We start from the raw sequence: 14,613 nt of genomic DNA on the forward strand, positions 1-14,613 counted from the left end.
GATTCGGAGCCCGAGGTCGCGGCGCGGCGGACGGGGCCGGCGCGCTGCGCGCTGAATTCCAGACAGGCGAGGGCTCGACGCTCGCCGGGACGGCTTCGCGGCTCTCCTTACAACGGGTCATGCTCGATTAAAGTGACTTGAGCCGGGCGCGGCCGCACCTTCCCGTCATACCGGACAGGGAGGTCCCCATGAAAATCGCCATCGCAACCGCCGTATCGGCTGTCGCCCTCGCCGCCGCGCGGCCGCCACTCCGGCCCTGGCCAAGGAGCCCAATGTCGAGATTCGCTACGCCGTGGCCCGAGTGGCCGTGATCGTCGAGGACCGCGCCGACGTCGCCGTCGAGGTCGAGCAGGGCTCGTCGCGCCTGCCCCGCGTCGAGGTCAGCCGCGATGGCGACGAAAATCCGCGTCAACGGCGGCCTGCGCCGCCGCGGCGGCTGGTTCGGCGGCTGGCGGGACACATCAACGAATGCCATGACGGTCCGAGCGGCCGACCGGCCGGCGAAGGCGCCTGGGCCGAGGTCCGCGGGATCGGCCGCGTCAACCTGGCCGACGCCCGCTGATCGTCATCCGCACGCCGCGCAACGTCGACGTCGCCGCCTCGGGCGCCATCTACGGCTCGGTCGGCCGGGGCGCCCGGTCGCTGGAGCTGGGCCACGGCGGCTGCGGCCGCTGGGACGTCGCCAACGTCGACGGCCCCATGTCGCTGAGTATCGGCGGCTCGGGCGACATCCGCGCGGGGACGTCCAATGGCCTGGAGGTCGCCATCGGCGGTTCGGGATCGGTGAGCGCCGGCGCACGCGGGACCTGGACATCGCGATCGGCGGCTCGGGCGACGTGGTGGTGGCCCGCCTGGACGGCCCCATGGATGTGTCGATCGGCGGTTCGGGCGACGTCGACGTGCGCGCCGGGACCTCGCCGACGTCAGCATCAGCATCGCCGGCTCGGGGGACGTGGCCTTCGGCGGCGTGGCCGGAGACGTCGACGTCTCCATCGTCGGCGGCGGCGACGTGACCATCGCCCGCGCCACGGGCTCGGTCAGCCGCTCGATCATGGGCGGCGGGGACATTCGCATCGGCAGCTGACCCCTGCAGCCGCTGATGACGGAGAAGGCCCGGGAGCGTGGAACCCCCCGGGCCTTTTTCCTTGTCCGCCGTCGGCCTTGCGCGAAGGCGCCAACCACGAAAAAGCCCCGGCGGATCGCTCCGCCGGGGCTTCGTTCGTCAACAGGATCGCCGAGCTTACAGCGCGCCCAGGATGCTGGTGACGCCCGAGCCGGTCAGGCCGGCGCCGGCGCGGTCGCGCGCCTGCAGGCCGCCGCCGAAGCTGTAGCGCAGGCCGATCGTCCAGGTGTCGATGGTGACGTCCTCGACGTCGCCGCGGGTGTAACCGGCCGCGACCGAGAACGGGGTGTTCTGGATCTCGTACTCGGCACCCGCGCCGTAGGTCCACAGGTCGGCGTCAGCGCCGCCGGCGTCCACGTTGGAGTAGCTGACGCCGGCGTTCAGGCGCAGGTTCTCCATGACGTAGAAGGCCGCGTCGCCGCCGACGGTCCAGGCGTCGAGGTCCAGGTCATCGACGTTGGTGTAGGCCAGCGAGCCGGTCAGGGTGGCCTTGGCCAGGTATTTCTGGACTTCGCCGCCGACGGTCCAGGCGGTTTCGTCGCCCAGGTCGGCCGCGCCGACGAAGCCGCCGTAGCGCAGGTCCGAGCCGGCCATGCGGGTCAGGTGGGCCGTGCCGGCGACGCCAGTCTCGTTGGCGTCGTCGTTGTGGCTGACCGTGCCGGCGAAGGTGGCGGTCCAGCCCGAGAAGGCGTCGACGGCGACCACGCCGTCGATCGCATAGTCGTCGCTGTCAGCCGACGCGGCGCCCAGTTCGACTTCGCTGTTCGAGTAGGAGACGCCGACCGAGCCGACCGGGCCCGACTGCGCCAGGGCGGGGGCCGCGGCGAAGGCGGCGACGGCGGCGGTGGCGAGGAAGAGAGACTTCATTGTTGTTCTTTTTTCCGTTGGGCGGCGCGGGGAGTCGCGCTGCGGACCGGCGGCCTATCAGCGCCTGGCCAAGCCCGGCTATTACAAAGGTGTCATAAAACAGCGGCTTGCGAGCTCTGTTGCGAAACCGTCACGCATTGTGGCGCCTGTGCGGCAACACCGGGGAGGGATCGCGGCGCGGCCTGAACGGCGCGTCAGGAACGACCGTGGCCGCGTCCTCGGCGGTCTGGCTGGGTGAGGGGCGGAAGGGACTGATTCCGTCACCCGCGCGGCCGCCGCATCGGCGCGCCCGTCCGACCCATTATTCCGACCCACTATAAGGAGCCGTCGAAGCTGTGGCCGCGGACGCCGCCGCCGTCCGACCGGAATGAGGCTCCGCCACGTTTTCGCCGCTTGACGCGCAGGGACTCAATCGGCATAAGCGCGCACTCTTGTTGGACCGGCTGTGCACCTCCGGGTGCAGACGCGGTTCGCAGGAACGACCTGAGTGCCTGTTCTTTGCAGCTTCTTGGGACTTCAACGGCCTTCGCGGGTGACCTGCGTGGGCCGATCGTTTTTGCGGACGTGCGTACTCTGAAGGCCTCTCGGCCTGAAGACTCCGGTCTTTGAAATGGTTCACAGGGACGCAGGTTCGCCTGCTTGGGAATAGCTAGCGATATGGATCAAAGCATCCGCATCAGGCTCAAGGCCTTCGATCACCGCGTCCTCGACTTTTCGACGCGCGAGATCGTCAACACCGCCAAGCGCACCGGCGCGACCGTTCGCGGTCCGATTCCGCTGCCGACCCTGATCGAAAAGTTCACCGTGAACCGCTCGCCGCACGTCGACAAGAAGTCGCGCGAGCAGTTTGAAATCCGCACGCACAAGCGCGTGCTCGACATCGTCGACCCCACCCCGCAGACCGTGGACGCGCTCATGAAGCTCGACCTGTCCGCCGGCGTGGACGTCGAGATCAAGATTTAATCGAGAAAGAGGCGGGATCCGATGCGCACGGGCGTGATCGCCAAGAAGCTGGGCATGACCCGCGTGTTCGCCGATGACGGCGCGCACGTTCCGGTCACTGTGCTGCAGCTCGACGGCTGCCAAGTCGTCGGCCAACGTACCCAGGAGCGTGACGGCTACGTCGCTCTCCAGCTGGGCGCTGGCACCAAGAAGGCCAAGAACACCAACAAGGCTCAACGCGAAGCTTTCGCGAAGCTGGAAGTGGAGCCGAAGGCCTATGTCACCGAGTTCCGCATCGATGCGGACGCCATGATGGACGTGGGCGCCGAGTTCTCGGCCGACCACTTCGTCGCCGGCCAGAAGGTCGACGTCCAGGCCGAGACCATCGGCAAGGGCTTCGCCGGCGCCATGAAGCGCTGGAACTTCGGCGGTCTGCGCGCCACGCACGGTGTTTCGGTCTCGCACCGCTCGCACGGCTCCACGGGTAACCGTCAGGACCCGGGCCGCACGTTCCCGGGCAAGAAGATGGCCGGCCACCTCGGCCAGGAAGTCGTCACCACCCAGAACCTGACCGTCTTCCGCGTCGACGCCGACCGCGGCCTGATCCTGATCAAGGGCGCCGTCCCGGGTCACGAAGGCACGTGGGTCAAGATCCGCGACGCCGTGAAGAAGGCCCGTCCGGCCGACGCCCCGTTCCCCGGCGGCGTGAAGTCGAACAAGGCCGCCGCTGCGGCTCAACCGGCGGAAACGCCGGCCGAGGAAGCCCCGGCCGCCGAGACCGTCGAAGGCGGTGAAGCGTAATGAAACTCTCGGTCATCAAACTCGACGGCAAGGCTGCTGGCGACGTTGAGCTGTCGGACGCCGTCTTCGGCATCACCGACATCCGCGGCGACCTGCTGGCCCGCTACGTCAACTGGCAGCTGGCCAAGCGCCGCGCCGGCACGCACAAGGTCCAGACCCGCAACGAGAATTCTCGTACGGGCAAGAAGATGTACAAGCAGAAGGGCACCGGCGGCGCCCGTCACGGTTCGCGCCGTGCGCCGCAGTTCGTCGGCGGCTCGCGCGCGTTCGGCCCGGTCGTCCGCGACCACGGCTTCTCGCTGCCGAAGAAGGTCCGCGCCCTGGCTCTGCGTCACGCGCTCTCGTCGAAGGCCAAGGCCGGCGACCTGGTCGTGGTGGACAGCGTCTCGGTCAAGGAAGCCAAGACCGCCTCGCTGCGCGAGACCTTCGGCAAGCTGGGCTGGGCCAAGGCCCTGATCATCGCCGGTCCGGAAGTCGATACGAACTTCGGCCTGGCCGCTCGCAACATCCCGCACATCGACGTGCTGCCGAACGCCGGCCTGAACGTCTATGACATCCTGCGGGCCGACAAGCTGGTGCTGACCAAGGCGGCTGTTGAAGCCATCGAGGCGCGCTTCTCTGCGAAGGAGGCCGCGTAATGGCCGGCGCTCAACCCACCGCGCGTCACTACGACACCATCCTGGCTCCGGTGATCACCGAGAAGGCCACGATCCTGTCGGAACAGAACAAGGTCGTCTTCCGCGTCGCGGACAACGCCTCCAAGGACGAGATCGCCGCGGCGGTCGAGGCCCTGTTCAAGGTCAACGTGCTGAAGGTCAACACCCTCGTCCAGAAGGGCAAGACCAAGCGTTTCCGCGGCATCATGGCCGTCGGGTCGACATCAAAAAGCGATCGTGACGCTGGCCGAAGGCCAGTCGATCGACGTCACCACGGGGCTCTGATCAGATGGCCTTGAAGACTTACAATCCGACGTCGCCGGGCCGCCGCGCCCTGGTGCTGATCGACCGCTCGGAGCTCCACAAGGGCCGTCCCGAGAAGTCGCTGACCGAAGGCCTGACCAAGTCGGGCGGTCGCGGTCAGGGCGGTCGCATCGCCGTCCGCTTCCGCGGCGGCGGCGCCAAGACGCTGTACCGCAAGATCGATTTCAAGCGCCGCAAGTTCGCCTCGGCGACGGTCGAGCGCCTGGAGTACGATCCGAACCGGACCGCCTTCATCGCCCTCATCACCTATGAGGACGGCGAGAAGGCCTACATCATCGCGCCGCAACGCCTGAAGGCGGGCGACACGGTGGTGGCCGGCGAAAAGGTCGACGTGAAGCCGGGCAACGCCATGCCGCTGCGCTCGATGCCCGTGGGTACGATCATCCACAACATCGAGATGAAGCCGGGCAAGGGCGCTCAGCTGGCCCGTTCGGCCGGCGCCTACGCCCAGCTGGTCGGCCGCGATCAGGGCTACGCTCAGATCCGTCTCGGCTCGGGCGAGCTGCGCATGGTCCTGGACGGCTGCATGGCCACGGTGGGCGCGGTTTCGAACCCCGACCACATGAACCAGAACCTCGGCAAGGCCGGCCGCGTCCGTCACATGGGCTGGCGTCCGCACGTCCGCGGCGTCGCCATGAACCCGATCGACCACCCGCACGGTGGTGGTGAAGGCCGGACCTCTGGCGGCCGCACCCCGGTCACGCCGTGGGGCAAGGACACCAAGGGCACCCGCACCCGCAAGAACAAGGCGACGGACAAGTTCATCATCCGTACCCGCCACGTGAAGAAGGCTCGCTAAGAATGGCCCGCTCCTCCTGGAAAGGCCCGTTTGTCGACGGGTATCTGCTCAAGAAGGCCGACGCCGTTCAGACGTCGGGCCGCAAGGACGTGATCAAGACCTGGTCGCGCCGCTCCACCATCCTGCCGCAGTTCGTCGGCCTGACGTTCGGCGTCCACAACGGCCAGAAGCACGTGCCGGTGTCGGTGTCGGAAGAAATGGTCGGCATGAAGTTCGGCGAGTTCGCCCCGACCCGGAACTTCCCGGGCCACGCGGCGGACAAGAAGGCCAAGAGGAAGTAACCGATGGCCCAGACCAAGAACCCCCGTCGGGTCGCCCCGACCGAAGCCCGCGCCAAGCTGGTGAACGTCCGGATCAGCCCTCAGAAGCTGAACCTGGTCGCCCAGTCGATCCGCGGCCTGCCGGTCCAGAAGGCGCTGAACGAGCTGGAATTCAGCCGCAAGCGCATCGCCACCGACGTCCGCAAGGTCCTGTATTCGGCCGTCTCGAACGCCGAGAACAACCACAACCTCGACATCGACAACCTGGTCGTCGCCGAGGCCTACGTGGGCAAGAACCTGGTGATGAAGCGTTTCGCGAGCCGCGCTCGCGGCCGCTCGTCGCGCATCCTGAAACCTTTCGCCGAGATCACCATCGTGGTCCGCGAAGCCGGTGAGGCCGCCTGATGGGTCAGAAAGTCAATCCGATCGGTCTGCGCCTCGGCGTCAACCGCACGTGGGACAGCCGCTGGTTCGCCGGCGGCGCCGAATACGCCAAGCTGCTGCACCAGGACCTGAAGCTGCGCGAGTGGCTGAAGGAGCGCCTGGCCGCCGCCGGCGTGTCGCGCATCATCATCGAACGCCCGCACAAGAAGTGCCGCGTGACGATCTACGCCGCCCGCCCGGGCGTCGTGATCGGCAAGAAGGGCGCCGACATCGAGAAGCTCCGCAAGGACATCTCGGCCCGCACCGAAGGCGAGGTTCACCTGAACATCGTCGAGGTCCGCAAGCCCGAGACCGACGCCCAGCTGATCGCCGAGAACATCGCCCAGCAGCTGGAGCGCCGGATCGCCTTCCGTCGCGCCATGAAGCGCGCGATGCAGTCGGCCATGCGTCTGGGCGCCAAGGGCGTCCGGATCAACGTTTCGGGTCGCCTGGGCGGCGCCGAGATCGCTCGGATGGAGTGGTACCGCGAAGGTCGCGTGCCGCTGCACACCCTGCGCGCCGACATCGACTACGGCTTCATCGAAGCCAAGACGACGTACGGCATCATCGGCGTGAAGGTCTGGGTGTTCAAGGGTGAGGTGCTCGAGCACGACCCGATGGCCCAGGACAAGCGTTGGGCCCAGGAAGCCTCGGGTCCGTCTTCGAACGAAGGCCGTGAGCGCGGCGGTCCCCGTGGGGATCGTGGTCCGCGTCGCGACCGGGGACGTGAGAACTAAGTCATGCTGCAACCGAAGAAAACCAAGTACCGGAAGGCCTTCAAGGGCCGCATCCACGGTTCGGCCAAGGGCGGCTTCTCGCTGAACTTCGGCTCGTACGGCCTCAAGACGGTCGAGCCGGAACGCATCACCGCGCGTCAGATCGAGGCGGCCCGCCGCGCGATCACCCGCCAGATGAAGCGTCAGGGCCGCGTCTGGATCCGCGTCTTCCCCGACCTGCCCGTCACGGGCAAGCCGGCCGAAGTCCGGATGGGCAAGGGCAAGGGCGCCGTGGACCACTGGGCCGCGCGCTGCCACCCGGGCCGCATCCTGTTCGAAATCGACGGCGTGCCGGACGACATCGCTCGCGAAGCGCTGCGCCTCGGCGCCGCCAAGCTGCCGGTCCGCACCAAGGTGGTCACCCGCCTCGACGCCGGCATCGCCCATGTGGAGGCCGCTGCCTGATGACCAAGATCGCCGATCTCCGGTCGCAAACCGCCGACCAGCTGTCCGACGAGCTGCTGAAGCTCAAGAAGGAACAGTTCAACCTGCGCTTCCAGGCCGCCACCGGCCAGATGGAAAAGACCCACCGGGTCTCGGAAGTGCGCAAGGACATCGCCCGCATCTCCACGCTGCTGCGTGAGAAGCGCGCGGCTGTTTAAGGAAACGAAGATGCCGAAGCGAATTCTCGAAGGCGTGGTCGTCTCCGACAAGGGCGACAAGACCGTCGTCGTCAAGGTCGAGCGCACCCTGCTGCACCCGGTCCTGAAGAAGACCGTCCGTCTGTCCAAGAAGTATCACGCCCACGACGAAGCCAACGCCCTCAAGGTCGGCGACCTGGCCCGCATCGTCGAGTGCGCCCCGAAGTCCAAGCTGAAGCGCTGGGAAGTCCTGTCGGACGCCTCGGCTGCCTCGGCTTCGTAAAGAAAAGGATCGGATCCCATGATCCAGATGCAAACTAACCTGGAGGTGGCCGACAATTCGGGCGCTCGCCGGGTCATGTGCATCAAGGTGTTGGGCGGCTCCAAGCGCCGCTACGCCTCGGTGGGCGACACGATCGTCGCCTCGGTGAAGGAAGCGATTCCGCGCGGCCGCGTGAAGAAGGGCGACGTTGTTCGCGCCATCGTCGTGCGCACCGCCAAGGACATCATGCGCAAGGACGGCTCTGTCATCCGCTTCGACAAGTCGGCCGCCGTCATCGTCAACAAGCAGAACGAGCCCGTCGGCACGCGGATCTTCGGCCCGGTTCCCCGCGAACTGCGCGCCAAGAACCACATGAAGATCATCTCGCTGGCTCCGGAGGTCCTGTAGTCATGGCCGCCAAGATCAAATCGGGCGACAACGTCGTCGTCCTGACCGGCAAGGACAAGGGCCGCACCGGCAAGGTGCTCAAGGTCCTGCCGACCGAGAACCGCGTCGTCGTGCAAGGCGTCAACATGGTCCAGCGCCACACGCGCCCGACCCAGGCTGACCCCCAAGGCGGCATCAAGAACAAGGAAGCGTCGCTTCACCTGTCGAACGTCGCGATCGCCGACGCCAACGGCAAGGCGACCCGCGTCGGCTTCCGCATGGAAGGCGACAAGAAGGTTCGCTTCGCCAAGACGACGGGAGACGTCATCTGATGGCCGACACCAAGTACACTCCGCGCCTCAAGGGCGAATACGTGTCGCGCATCCGCGCCGCGATGAAGGAAAAGTTCGGCTACACGAACGAAATGCAGGTGCCCAAGCTGGACAAGATCGTCCTGAACATGGGCATCGGCGAAGCCGTGGCCGACTCCAAGAAGGCGACCGCCGCCCTCAAGGATCTGACCGCGATCGCCGGCCAGAAGGCCGTGCCGACCAAGGCCCGCAACTCCATCGCCGGCTTCAAGCTGCGCGAAGGCATGGTGGTCGGCGGCAAGGTCACGCTGCGCGGCGACCAGATGTACGAGTTCCTGGACCGGTTCGTCACGATCGCGCTGCCGCGCGTAAAGGATTTCCGGGGCCTGAAGGGCACCTCGTTCGACGGTCGCGGCAACTACGCCACGGGTCTGAAGGAGCACATCGTGTTCCCGGAGATCAACTACGACCAGATCGACCAGATGTGGGGCATGGACATCATCGTCTGCACCACGGCCAAGACCGATGAGGAAGCCAAGGCTCTCCTCACCGAGTTCAAGTTCCCGTTCGTGAACTGAGCGGGAAGGGAAGAGCACAATGGCTAAGAAGTCCGCTGTAAACCGTAACGAGATGGTCAAGGCCCTCGTCGCGAAGTACGCCGACAAGCGCGCCGCCCTGAAGGCGACCGCGAACGACGAATCCCTGCCGCTGGAGGAGCGCTTCGAGGCGCGTCTGAAGCTGGCTCAACTGCCGCGGAACTCGGCTCCGAACCGCATTCGCAACCGCTGCGAAGTGACGGGCCGCCCGCGCGCCTTCTACCGGAAGCTCAAGATGAGCCGGATCGCCCTGCGCGAACTGGGCAACCTGGGCCAGATCCCCGGCCTGACGAAGTCGAGCTGGTAAGGGGAGCATACAGTCATGATGATCAACGATCCCCTGAGCGACATGATCGCCCGCATCAAGAACGCCGCGACCCGCAAGCGTTCCAAGGTGCTGACCCCGGCTTCCCGCCTGCGCCAGCGCGTCCTCGACGTGCTGCAGGACGAAGGCTACATCCGCGGCTACAACCTGGTTCAGAACCCGGGTGAGTTCCCGCAGTTCGAGATCGAGCTGAAGTATTTCGACGGCCAGCCGGTGATCGCCGAGATCGCCCGCGTGTCGAAGCCCGGCCGCCGCGTCTACTCGGCTATCAGCGACCTGAAGCCGATCAAGAACGGCCTGGGCATCTCGATCCTTTCGACGTCCAAGGGCGTCATGTCGGACGCCGCCGCCCGCGACGCGAACGTCGGCGGCGAAGTCCTCTGCAGGGTCTACTAAGATGTCCCGTATCGGCAAGAAAACCATCGCTGTGCCGAAGGGCGTGACTGTCACGCTCGACGGCCAGACCGTCTCGGTGAAGGGCCCCAAGGGCGAACGCACCTGGACCGTCGCTGAAGAGATCGAAGTCAAGCAGGAAGGCGACGAGCTGTCGCTGACCCCGCGGTCGGACACCCAGCGCGCTCGCGCGATGTGGGGCCTGTCGCGCACCCTGCTCGACAACATGGTGACCGGCGTCACCACCGGCTTCGACAAGACGCTCGAGCTGGTCGGCGTGGGCTACCGCGCCGCGATGAAGGGCAACCAGCTGTCGCTGCAGCTCGGCTTCTCGCACGACGTCGACATCGACCCGCCGGCCGGCGTCACCTTCGCCGTGCCGAAGCAGACCGAGATCAAGATCTCGGGCTCGGACAAGCAGGCCGTCGGTCAGATCGCCGCCGTCATCCGCAAGCTGCGTCCGCCGGAGCCCTACAAGGGCAAGGGCGTCCGCTACGCCGGCGAGACCGTGCGTCGCAAGGAAGGCAAGAAGAAGTAAGTCATGGCTCTCTCTCTTCAACAGCAAGCCAAGCGCCGCGCCGAGCGCAACCGTCGTCGCCTGAAGGCGGTCGCCAACGGCCGTCTGCGCCTGTCGGTCTACCGTTCGGACAAGAACATCTCGGCCCAGATCATCGACGACGCCCAGGGCGTCACGGTGGCCGCCGCCTCGTCGCTGGAAGGCGGCAAGGGCAAGAAGGGCTCGGACGTCGCGTCCGCCGCCGCGATCGGCAAGCTGATCGCCGAACGCGCCATCGAGAAGGGCGTCAAGGACGTCGTCTTCGACCGGGGCGGCTACATCTATCACGGACGGGTGAAGGCGCTGGCGGAAGCCGCGCGCGAAGCCGGCCTGAACTTCTAAGGGACGCGACAGATGGCGCAACAACCCCAACGCGGCGGCGGCGACCGCAATCGCCGCGACAACCGCAACGCTCCCGCCGTCGACGTCCGGAATCGGACATCGTCGAGAAGCTGGTGCACATCAACCGCGTCGCGGCCACGGTCAAAGGCGGCCGTCGCTTCTCGTTCGCGGCCCTGATGGTCGTCGGCGACGGCAAGGGCCGCGTCGGCTTCGGTCACGGCAAGGCGCGCGAAGTGCCGGAAGCCATCCGCAAGGCGACCGAAGAAGCCAAGAAGACCATGATCAAGGTTCCGCTGCGCGAGAACCGCACCCTGCACCACGACGGCGCCGGCCGTTGGGGCGCCGGCAAGATCATGATGCGCGCCGCTCCTCCGGGAACGGGCGTCATCGCGGGCGGTCCGATGCGCGCCGTGCTCGAAACCCTCGGCGTCCAGGACGTCGTGGGCAAGTCGACCGGCTCGTCGAACCCCTACAACATGATCCGCGCGACCTTCGAAGCTCTGAAGGTCCAGTCCTCGCCCCGTCAGGTCGCGTCCAAGCGCGGCAAGAAGGTCGCGGACCTGATGGGTCGTCGCAACGACGGCGCCTCGGCGCCTGAAGCCATCGAGGGCTGATCATGGCCAAGACCGAGAAGAAGACCGTCACCGTCCGCCAGGTCGGCAGCCCGATCCGCCGCAAGTCGGATCAGCGCGCCACCCTGGTCGGCCTGGGCCTGAACCGCGTGGGCCGTGAATCGACGCTGGAGGACACCCCCTCCGTCCGCGGCATGATCGCCAAGGTCCACCACATGGTGGAAGTGGTCGAGAAGTAAGCGAATCTCCCTCCCCCGTCGGGGGAGGGAAGATCACCGCTTGCGGTGATCGGGTGGGGGCGGCTATAGGCCGCCCTTCATTGCGTTCGGGGGTTGCTTTAGGGCCGCCCCCACCCGGCCGCTTCGCGGCCACCCTCCCCGAATGGGGAGGGAGATACTGAAAACCGCCGAGTCCGCTCCCTGAGCGGGCGCTAGCACCCGAAAGGATCAGGCACATGAAACTGAACGAAATCCGCGAGAACGAAGGCGCCCACAAGAAGCGCATGCGCGTGGGCCGCGGCCCGGGCTCGGGCAAGGGCAAGACCGCCGGTCGCGGCGTCAAGGGCCAGAAGTCCCGTTCGGGCGTCGCCATCGGCGGCTTCGAAGGCGGCCAGATGCCGCTGTACATGCGCATGCCGAAGCGCGGCTTCAACAACCCGAACGCGCTGAAGCTGGCCGAGGTGAACCTGTGGCGCCTGCAGGACGCCATCGACGCCAAGAAGCTGGACGCCAAGGGCGAGATCAACGGCGAGGCCCTGGTGGCCGCCGGCGTCATCCGCCGCGTCAAGGACGGCGTCCGCCTGCTGGGCGCCGGCGAGATCAAGGGCAAGCTGAACCTGGTCGTCTGGTCGGCCTCGGCCGGCGCCAAGAAGGCCATCGAAGCCGCCGGCGCTCCGTGACCGAACAGCGCATCGAAGCCGAAGCCAAGGCCGCCGCCCGCGTCGAGAAGCGCAACGCCGCCAAGGGCAAGGCGCCGGCTCCCAAGGCTCCGAAGGGCGACGCCAACAAGGTGTCGGCCCGCGCCAAGCGGACCGCCGCCAAGAAATAAGCTGATGGGCGCCCTCGCCACGGGGGCGCCCTTCTCCTATCTGGACGCAAGCGCCGACTTCAGGTCCGATGCGCCGCGTTCTGATCAGTCGGGGTGACGACATATGGCTTCGGCCGCCGAACAACTCGCAGCAAACATGAACATGGGCTCGTTCGCGCGTGCGACCGAGCTCCACAAGCGTCTGCTGTTCACGCTCCTGGCCCTGCTGGTCTACCGGATCGGCACCTATGTGCCGGTTCCGGGCATCAACTCCGAGGCCTTCCTGGCCTTCTTCCAGAACCCGGACAGCCAGCGCGGCATCCTGGACATGGTCAACATGTTCTCGGGCGGCGCGGTCGAGCGTTTCGCGGTCTTCGCGCTGAACGTGATGCCCTACATCTCGGCCTCGATCATCGTCCAGCTGCTGGGCGCGGTTTATCCGCCGTGGGAGAAGCTGCGCAAGGAAGGCGGCGAAAGCGGCCGCAAGCAGCTGAACCAGTACACCCGCTATCTGACTGTCGTGCTGGCCCTGTTCCAGTCGGGCGGCATCGCCATCGGCCTGAACGCCCAGCCGGGTTTCGTCGACAATCCGGGCATCTTCTTCATCGTCTCGACCATCACCGTGCTGACGGCGGGACCATGTTCCTGATGTGGCTGGGCGAGCAGGTGACCGCCCGCGGCGTCGGCAACGGCATCTCCCTGATCATCTTCGCCGGCATCGTCGCGGTCCTGCCGGGCACGGTCGCCCGCCTGTTCGGCCTGGCCCAGCAAGGCCAGATGTCGGTCTTCTCGCTGCTGTTCATCGCCGCCATGGCGGTGGCCGTGGTCGTCTTCATCGTCTTCATGGAGCGCGCCCAGCGCCGGCTTCTGATCCAGTATCCGAAGCGACAGGAAGGCAACCGCATGGCCGGGGGCGAGCGCTCGTTCCTGCCGCTGAAGGTCAACACCGCCGGCGTCATCCCGCCGATCTTCGCCTCGTCGCTTCTGATGCTGCCGGCGACGGTCGCCCAGATGACGGCCAATGCGAACCTGCCGCCGTGGATGGACTGGCTGCCGGTCGTCACCGCCCAGATGCAGCATGGCCAGCCGCTGTTCAGCGTGCTGTACGCCGTCCTGATCATCTTCTTCTGCTTCTTCTACACCTCGATCACCTTCAACCCCGAGGACACGGCCGAGAACCTGCGCAAGTACGGCGGCTTCCTGCCGGGCATCCGTCCGGGCAAGCGCACGGCGGAATATCTGGACTACGTCCTGACCCGTCTGACGGTGATCGGCGCGGCCTACATCACCGCCGTCTGCCTGCTGCCCGAGATCGTCGTCGCCAACTTCGGCAACGGCCTGTATTTCGGCGGCACCTCGGTGCTGATCGTGGTCTCGGTGACCATGGACACGGTCGCCCAGATCCAGTCGCACCTGTTGGCGCACCAGTACGAAGGCCTGATCAAGAAGGCCAAGCTGCGGGGACGCGGCCGCGGGACGACCGCGCCGGCCCGTCGCTGATCTGAACGCTCGGGGAGGGCGGCGATGAACCTGATCCTGTTCGGGCCGCCTGCGGCCGGCAAGGGCACGCAGGCCAAGCGGCTGGTCGAGACGCGGGGCATGGTCCAGCTGTCCACCGGGGACATGCTGCGCGCCGCCATCGCGTCCGGCTCGGAGCTGGGCCTGAAGGTCAAGGACGTGCTGGCGCGCGGCGATCTGGTCACCGACGAGATCGTCATCGCCTTGATCGAGGATCGCCTGCCCGAGGCCGAGGCCGCGGGCGGCGCCATCTTCGACGGCTTCCCGCGCACGGTCGCCCAGGCCGAGGCCCTGGACGCCATGCTGGCCAAGCGCGGCTCGCAGATCGACAGCGTCGTCCGCCTGAAGGTCGACGACGAGGCTCTGACGGCTCGGATCGCCAAGCGTTTCGCCGAGCAGGGCCGGCCGGACGACAATCCGGACACCTTCAAGGACCGCCTGGCCGTCTACAACCGCCAGACCGCGCCGCTGCTTCCCTACTACGAAGACCAGGGCAAGCTGACCGAGGTCGACGGCATGGGCTCCATCGAAACCGTCTCGGCCGCCATCGACGCCGCCCTGGCCTGACGCCGGGCCCTCGGGGGGTACGATCTCTGTCGGCGTGCGTTCATCTGCCGTGTGCCATGGAGCGCCGGTGAACACGGGACATTCCATCTTTGAGGGGACCGCCGGGTCCGCAACGCCGGGATCGTCGGCGGCCATCGTCGCCGCGCACCTGGGAGTCTTCGTCGTCGTCGGCCGGCGGGGCGCCGGGCGGCCCGCCGCTTCCGCCG

At 67.1% G+C, this 14,613-nt stretch carries 24 protein-coding genes and 3 pseudogenes; 26 read left to right on the plus strand and 1 reads right to left on the minus strand.

Translation table 11 applies throughout. The annotated features are described in order from the left end of the window. The first annotated feature begins 292 nt into the window (after positions 1-292). Together AC2W7C_RS04800 and AC2W7C_RS04805 are read left to right on the plus strand one after the other, a co-directional pair. Complete coding sequence (locus AC2W7C_RS04800) at positions 293-562, plus strand: hypothetical protein (protein WP_486000423.1); 270 nt, start codon at positions 293-295, stop codon at positions 560-562. A gap of 390 nt (positions 563-952) precedes the next feature. Next, the gene (locus AC2W7C_RS04805; RefSeq protein WP_486000424.1) at positions 953-1,084 is read left to right on the plus strand and encodes a hypothetical protein; all 132 of its coding nucleotides are present in this window, start codon (positions 953-955) and stop codon (positions 1,082-1,084) included. A 156-nt stretch (positions 1,085-1,240) separates the two neighbouring features. On the opposite strand, the gene AC2W7C_RS04810 is transcribed toward AC2W7C_RS04805, so the two are convergent. Next, the gene (locus AC2W7C_RS04810) at positions 1,241-1,990 is read right to left on the minus strand and encodes a porin (RefSeq protein ID WP_486000425.1); all 750 of its coding nucleotides are present in this window, start codon (positions 1,988-1,990) and stop codon (positions 1,241-1,243) included. A 657-nt stretch (positions 1,991-2,647) separates the two neighbouring features. Between AC2W7C_RS04810 and rpsJ the strand changes: the two genes are divergently transcribed. From rpsJ to AC2W7C_RS04930, 24 genes and pseudogenes are all read left to right on the plus strand, one after another. Further along, entirely contained in the window at positions 2,648-2,953 is a 306-nt protein-coding gene (rpsJ, locus tag AC2W7C_RS04815; protein WP_003164367.1) for a 30S ribosomal protein S10, read from the plus strand. 21 nt (positions 2,954-2,974) lie between these two features. Beyond that, the gene (rplC, locus tag AC2W7C_RS04820; protein ID WP_486000426.1) at positions 2,975-3,733 is read left to right on the plus strand and encodes a 50S ribosomal protein L3; all 759 of its coding nucleotides are present in this window, start codon (positions 2,975-2,977) and stop codon (positions 3,731-3,733) included. Further along, on the plus strand, positions 3,733-4,371 hold the full coding sequence (gene rplD, locus AC2W7C_RS04825) for a 50S ribosomal protein L4 (protein ID WP_486000427.1): 639 nt from the start codon (positions 3,733-3,735) through the stop codon (positions 4,369-4,371). Before rplC ends, rplD begins: the two co-directional genes overlap by 1 nt. Continuing rightward, positions 4,371-4,674: pseudogene (locus tag AC2W7C_RS04830) on the plus strand (50S ribosomal protein L23). Before rplD ends, AC2W7C_RS04830 begins: the two are co-directional and overlap by 1 nt. A 4-nt stretch (positions 4,675-4,678) precedes the next feature. Continuing rightward, positions 4,679-5,512 (plus strand): 50S ribosomal protein L2, encoded by an 834-nt coding sequence (gene rplB, locus AC2W7C_RS04835; RefSeq protein ID WP_486000428.1) that lies wholly within the window; start codon positions 4,679-4,681, stop codon positions 5,510-5,512. A gap of 2 nt (positions 5,513-5,514) precedes the next feature. Then, entirely contained in the window at positions 5,515-5,793 is a 279-nt protein-coding gene (gene rpsS, locus AC2W7C_RS04840) for a 30S ribosomal protein S19 (RefSeq protein ID WP_183203624.1), read from the plus strand. Between the two features lie 3 nt (positions 5,794-5,796). Beyond that, the gene (rplV, locus tag AC2W7C_RS04845) at positions 5,797-6,177 is read left to right on the plus strand and encodes a 50S ribosomal protein L22 (RefSeq protein ID WP_305288810.1); all 381 of its coding nucleotides are present in this window, start codon (positions 5,797-5,799) and stop codon (positions 6,175-6,177) included. After that, entirely contained in the window at positions 6,177-6,932 is a 756-nt protein-coding gene (gene rpsC, locus AC2W7C_RS04850) for a 30S ribosomal protein S3 (RefSeq protein ID WP_486000429.1), read from the plus strand. The genes rplV and rpsC overlap by 1 nt, the downstream gene beginning before the upstream one ends. A 3-nt stretch (positions 6,933-6,935) precedes the next feature. After that, entirely contained in the window at positions 6,936-7,376 is a 441-nt protein-coding gene (rplP, locus tag AC2W7C_RS04855; RefSeq protein ID WP_183203626.1) for a 50S ribosomal protein L16, read from the plus strand. Beyond that, positions 7,376-7,573 (plus strand): 50S ribosomal protein L29, encoded by a 198-nt coding sequence (gene rpmC / locus AC2W7C_RS04860; RefSeq protein WP_141626260.1) that lies wholly within the window; start codon positions 7,376-7,378, stop codon positions 7,571-7,573. Before rplP ends, rpmC begins: the two co-directional genes overlap by 1 nt. Positions 7,574-7,583: 10 nt before the next feature. Continuing rightward, entirely contained in the window at positions 7,584-7,835 is a 252-nt protein-coding gene (gene rpsQ, locus AC2W7C_RS04865) for a 30S ribosomal protein S17 (protein ID WP_486000430.1), read from the plus strand. Positions 7,836-7,853: 18 nt separating this feature from the next. Continuing rightward, entirely contained in the window at positions 7,854-8,222 is a 369-nt protein-coding gene (gene rplN / locus AC2W7C_RS04870) for a 50S ribosomal protein L14 (protein ID WP_055832151.1), read from the plus strand. A gap of 2 nt (positions 8,223-8,224) precedes the next feature. Continuing rightward, on the plus strand, positions 8,225-8,533 hold the full coding sequence (gene rplX / locus AC2W7C_RS04875; RefSeq protein ID WP_486000431.1) for a 50S ribosomal protein L24: 309 nt from the start codon (positions 8,225-8,227) through the stop codon (positions 8,531-8,533). Beyond that, on the plus strand, positions 8,533-9,090 hold the full coding sequence (gene rplE / locus AC2W7C_RS04880; protein ID WP_486000432.1) for a 50S ribosomal protein L5: 558 nt from the start codon (positions 8,533-8,535) through the stop codon (positions 9,088-9,090). The genes rplX and rplE overlap by 1 nt, the downstream gene beginning before the upstream one ends. Before the next feature lie 19 nt (positions 9,091-9,109). After that, positions 9,110-9,415, plus strand: a complete 306-nt coding sequence (gene rpsN, locus AC2W7C_RS04885) for a 30S ribosomal protein S14 (RefSeq protein WP_486000433.1) — start codon at positions 9,110-9,112, stop codon at positions 9,413-9,415. 15 nt (positions 9,416-9,430) lie between these two features. After that, on the plus strand, positions 9,431-9,829 hold the full coding sequence (gene rpsH / locus AC2W7C_RS04890; protein ID WP_141626265.1) for a 30S ribosomal protein S8: 399 nt from the start codon (positions 9,431-9,433) through the stop codon (positions 9,827-9,829). 1 nt (position 9,830) lies between these two features. Next, positions 9,831-10,364: a 50S ribosomal protein L6 gene (rplF, locus tag AC2W7C_RS04895; protein ID WP_486000434.1), complete on the plus strand. Its 534-nt coding sequence runs from the start codon at positions 9,831-9,833 to the stop codon at positions 10,362-10,364. Between the two features lie 3 nt (positions 10,365-10,367). After that, entirely contained in the window at positions 10,368-10,724 is a 357-nt protein-coding gene (rplR, locus tag AC2W7C_RS04900) for a 50S ribosomal protein L18 (RefSeq protein ID WP_486000435.1), read from the plus strand. Positions 10,725-10,736: 12 nt separating this feature from the next. Next, a pseudogene (gene rpsE / locus AC2W7C_RS04905) lies at positions 10,737-11,338 on the plus strand (30S ribosomal protein S5). 2 nt (positions 11,339-11,340) lie between these two features. After that, positions 11,341-11,535: a 50S ribosomal protein L30 gene (gene rpmD, locus AC2W7C_RS04910; RefSeq protein ID WP_486000436.1), complete on the plus strand. Its 195-nt coding sequence runs from the start codon at positions 11,341-11,343 to the stop codon at positions 11,533-11,535. A 215-nt stretch (positions 11,536-11,750) separates the two neighbouring features. Next, the gene (gene rplO / locus AC2W7C_RS04915; protein WP_486000437.1) at positions 11,751-12,194 is read left to right on the plus strand and encodes a 50S ribosomal protein L15; all 444 of its coding nucleotides are present in this window, start codon (positions 11,751-11,753) and stop codon (positions 12,192-12,194) included. Next, on the plus strand, positions 12,191-12,343 hold the full coding sequence (locus AC2W7C_RS04920; protein ID WP_486000438.1) for a hypothetical protein: 153 nt from the start codon (positions 12,191-12,193) through the stop codon (positions 12,341-12,343). Before rplO ends, AC2W7C_RS04920 begins: the two co-directional genes overlap by 4 nt. 367 nt (positions 12,344-12,710) lie before the next feature. Beyond that, positions 12,711-13,822: pseudogene (gene secY / locus AC2W7C_RS04925) on the plus strand (preprotein translocase subunit SecY). A 24-nt stretch (positions 13,823-13,846) separates the two neighbouring features. Next, a complete protein-coding gene (locus AC2W7C_RS04930) occupies positions 13,847-14,407 on the plus strand; it encodes an adenylate kinase (protein ID WP_486000439.1) in 561 nt (186 codons plus the stop codon). Positions 14,408-14,613 lie beyond the last annotated feature (206 nt).

The organism is Brevundimonas sp. CURTG3B2_SDJG (assembly GCF_057364705.1).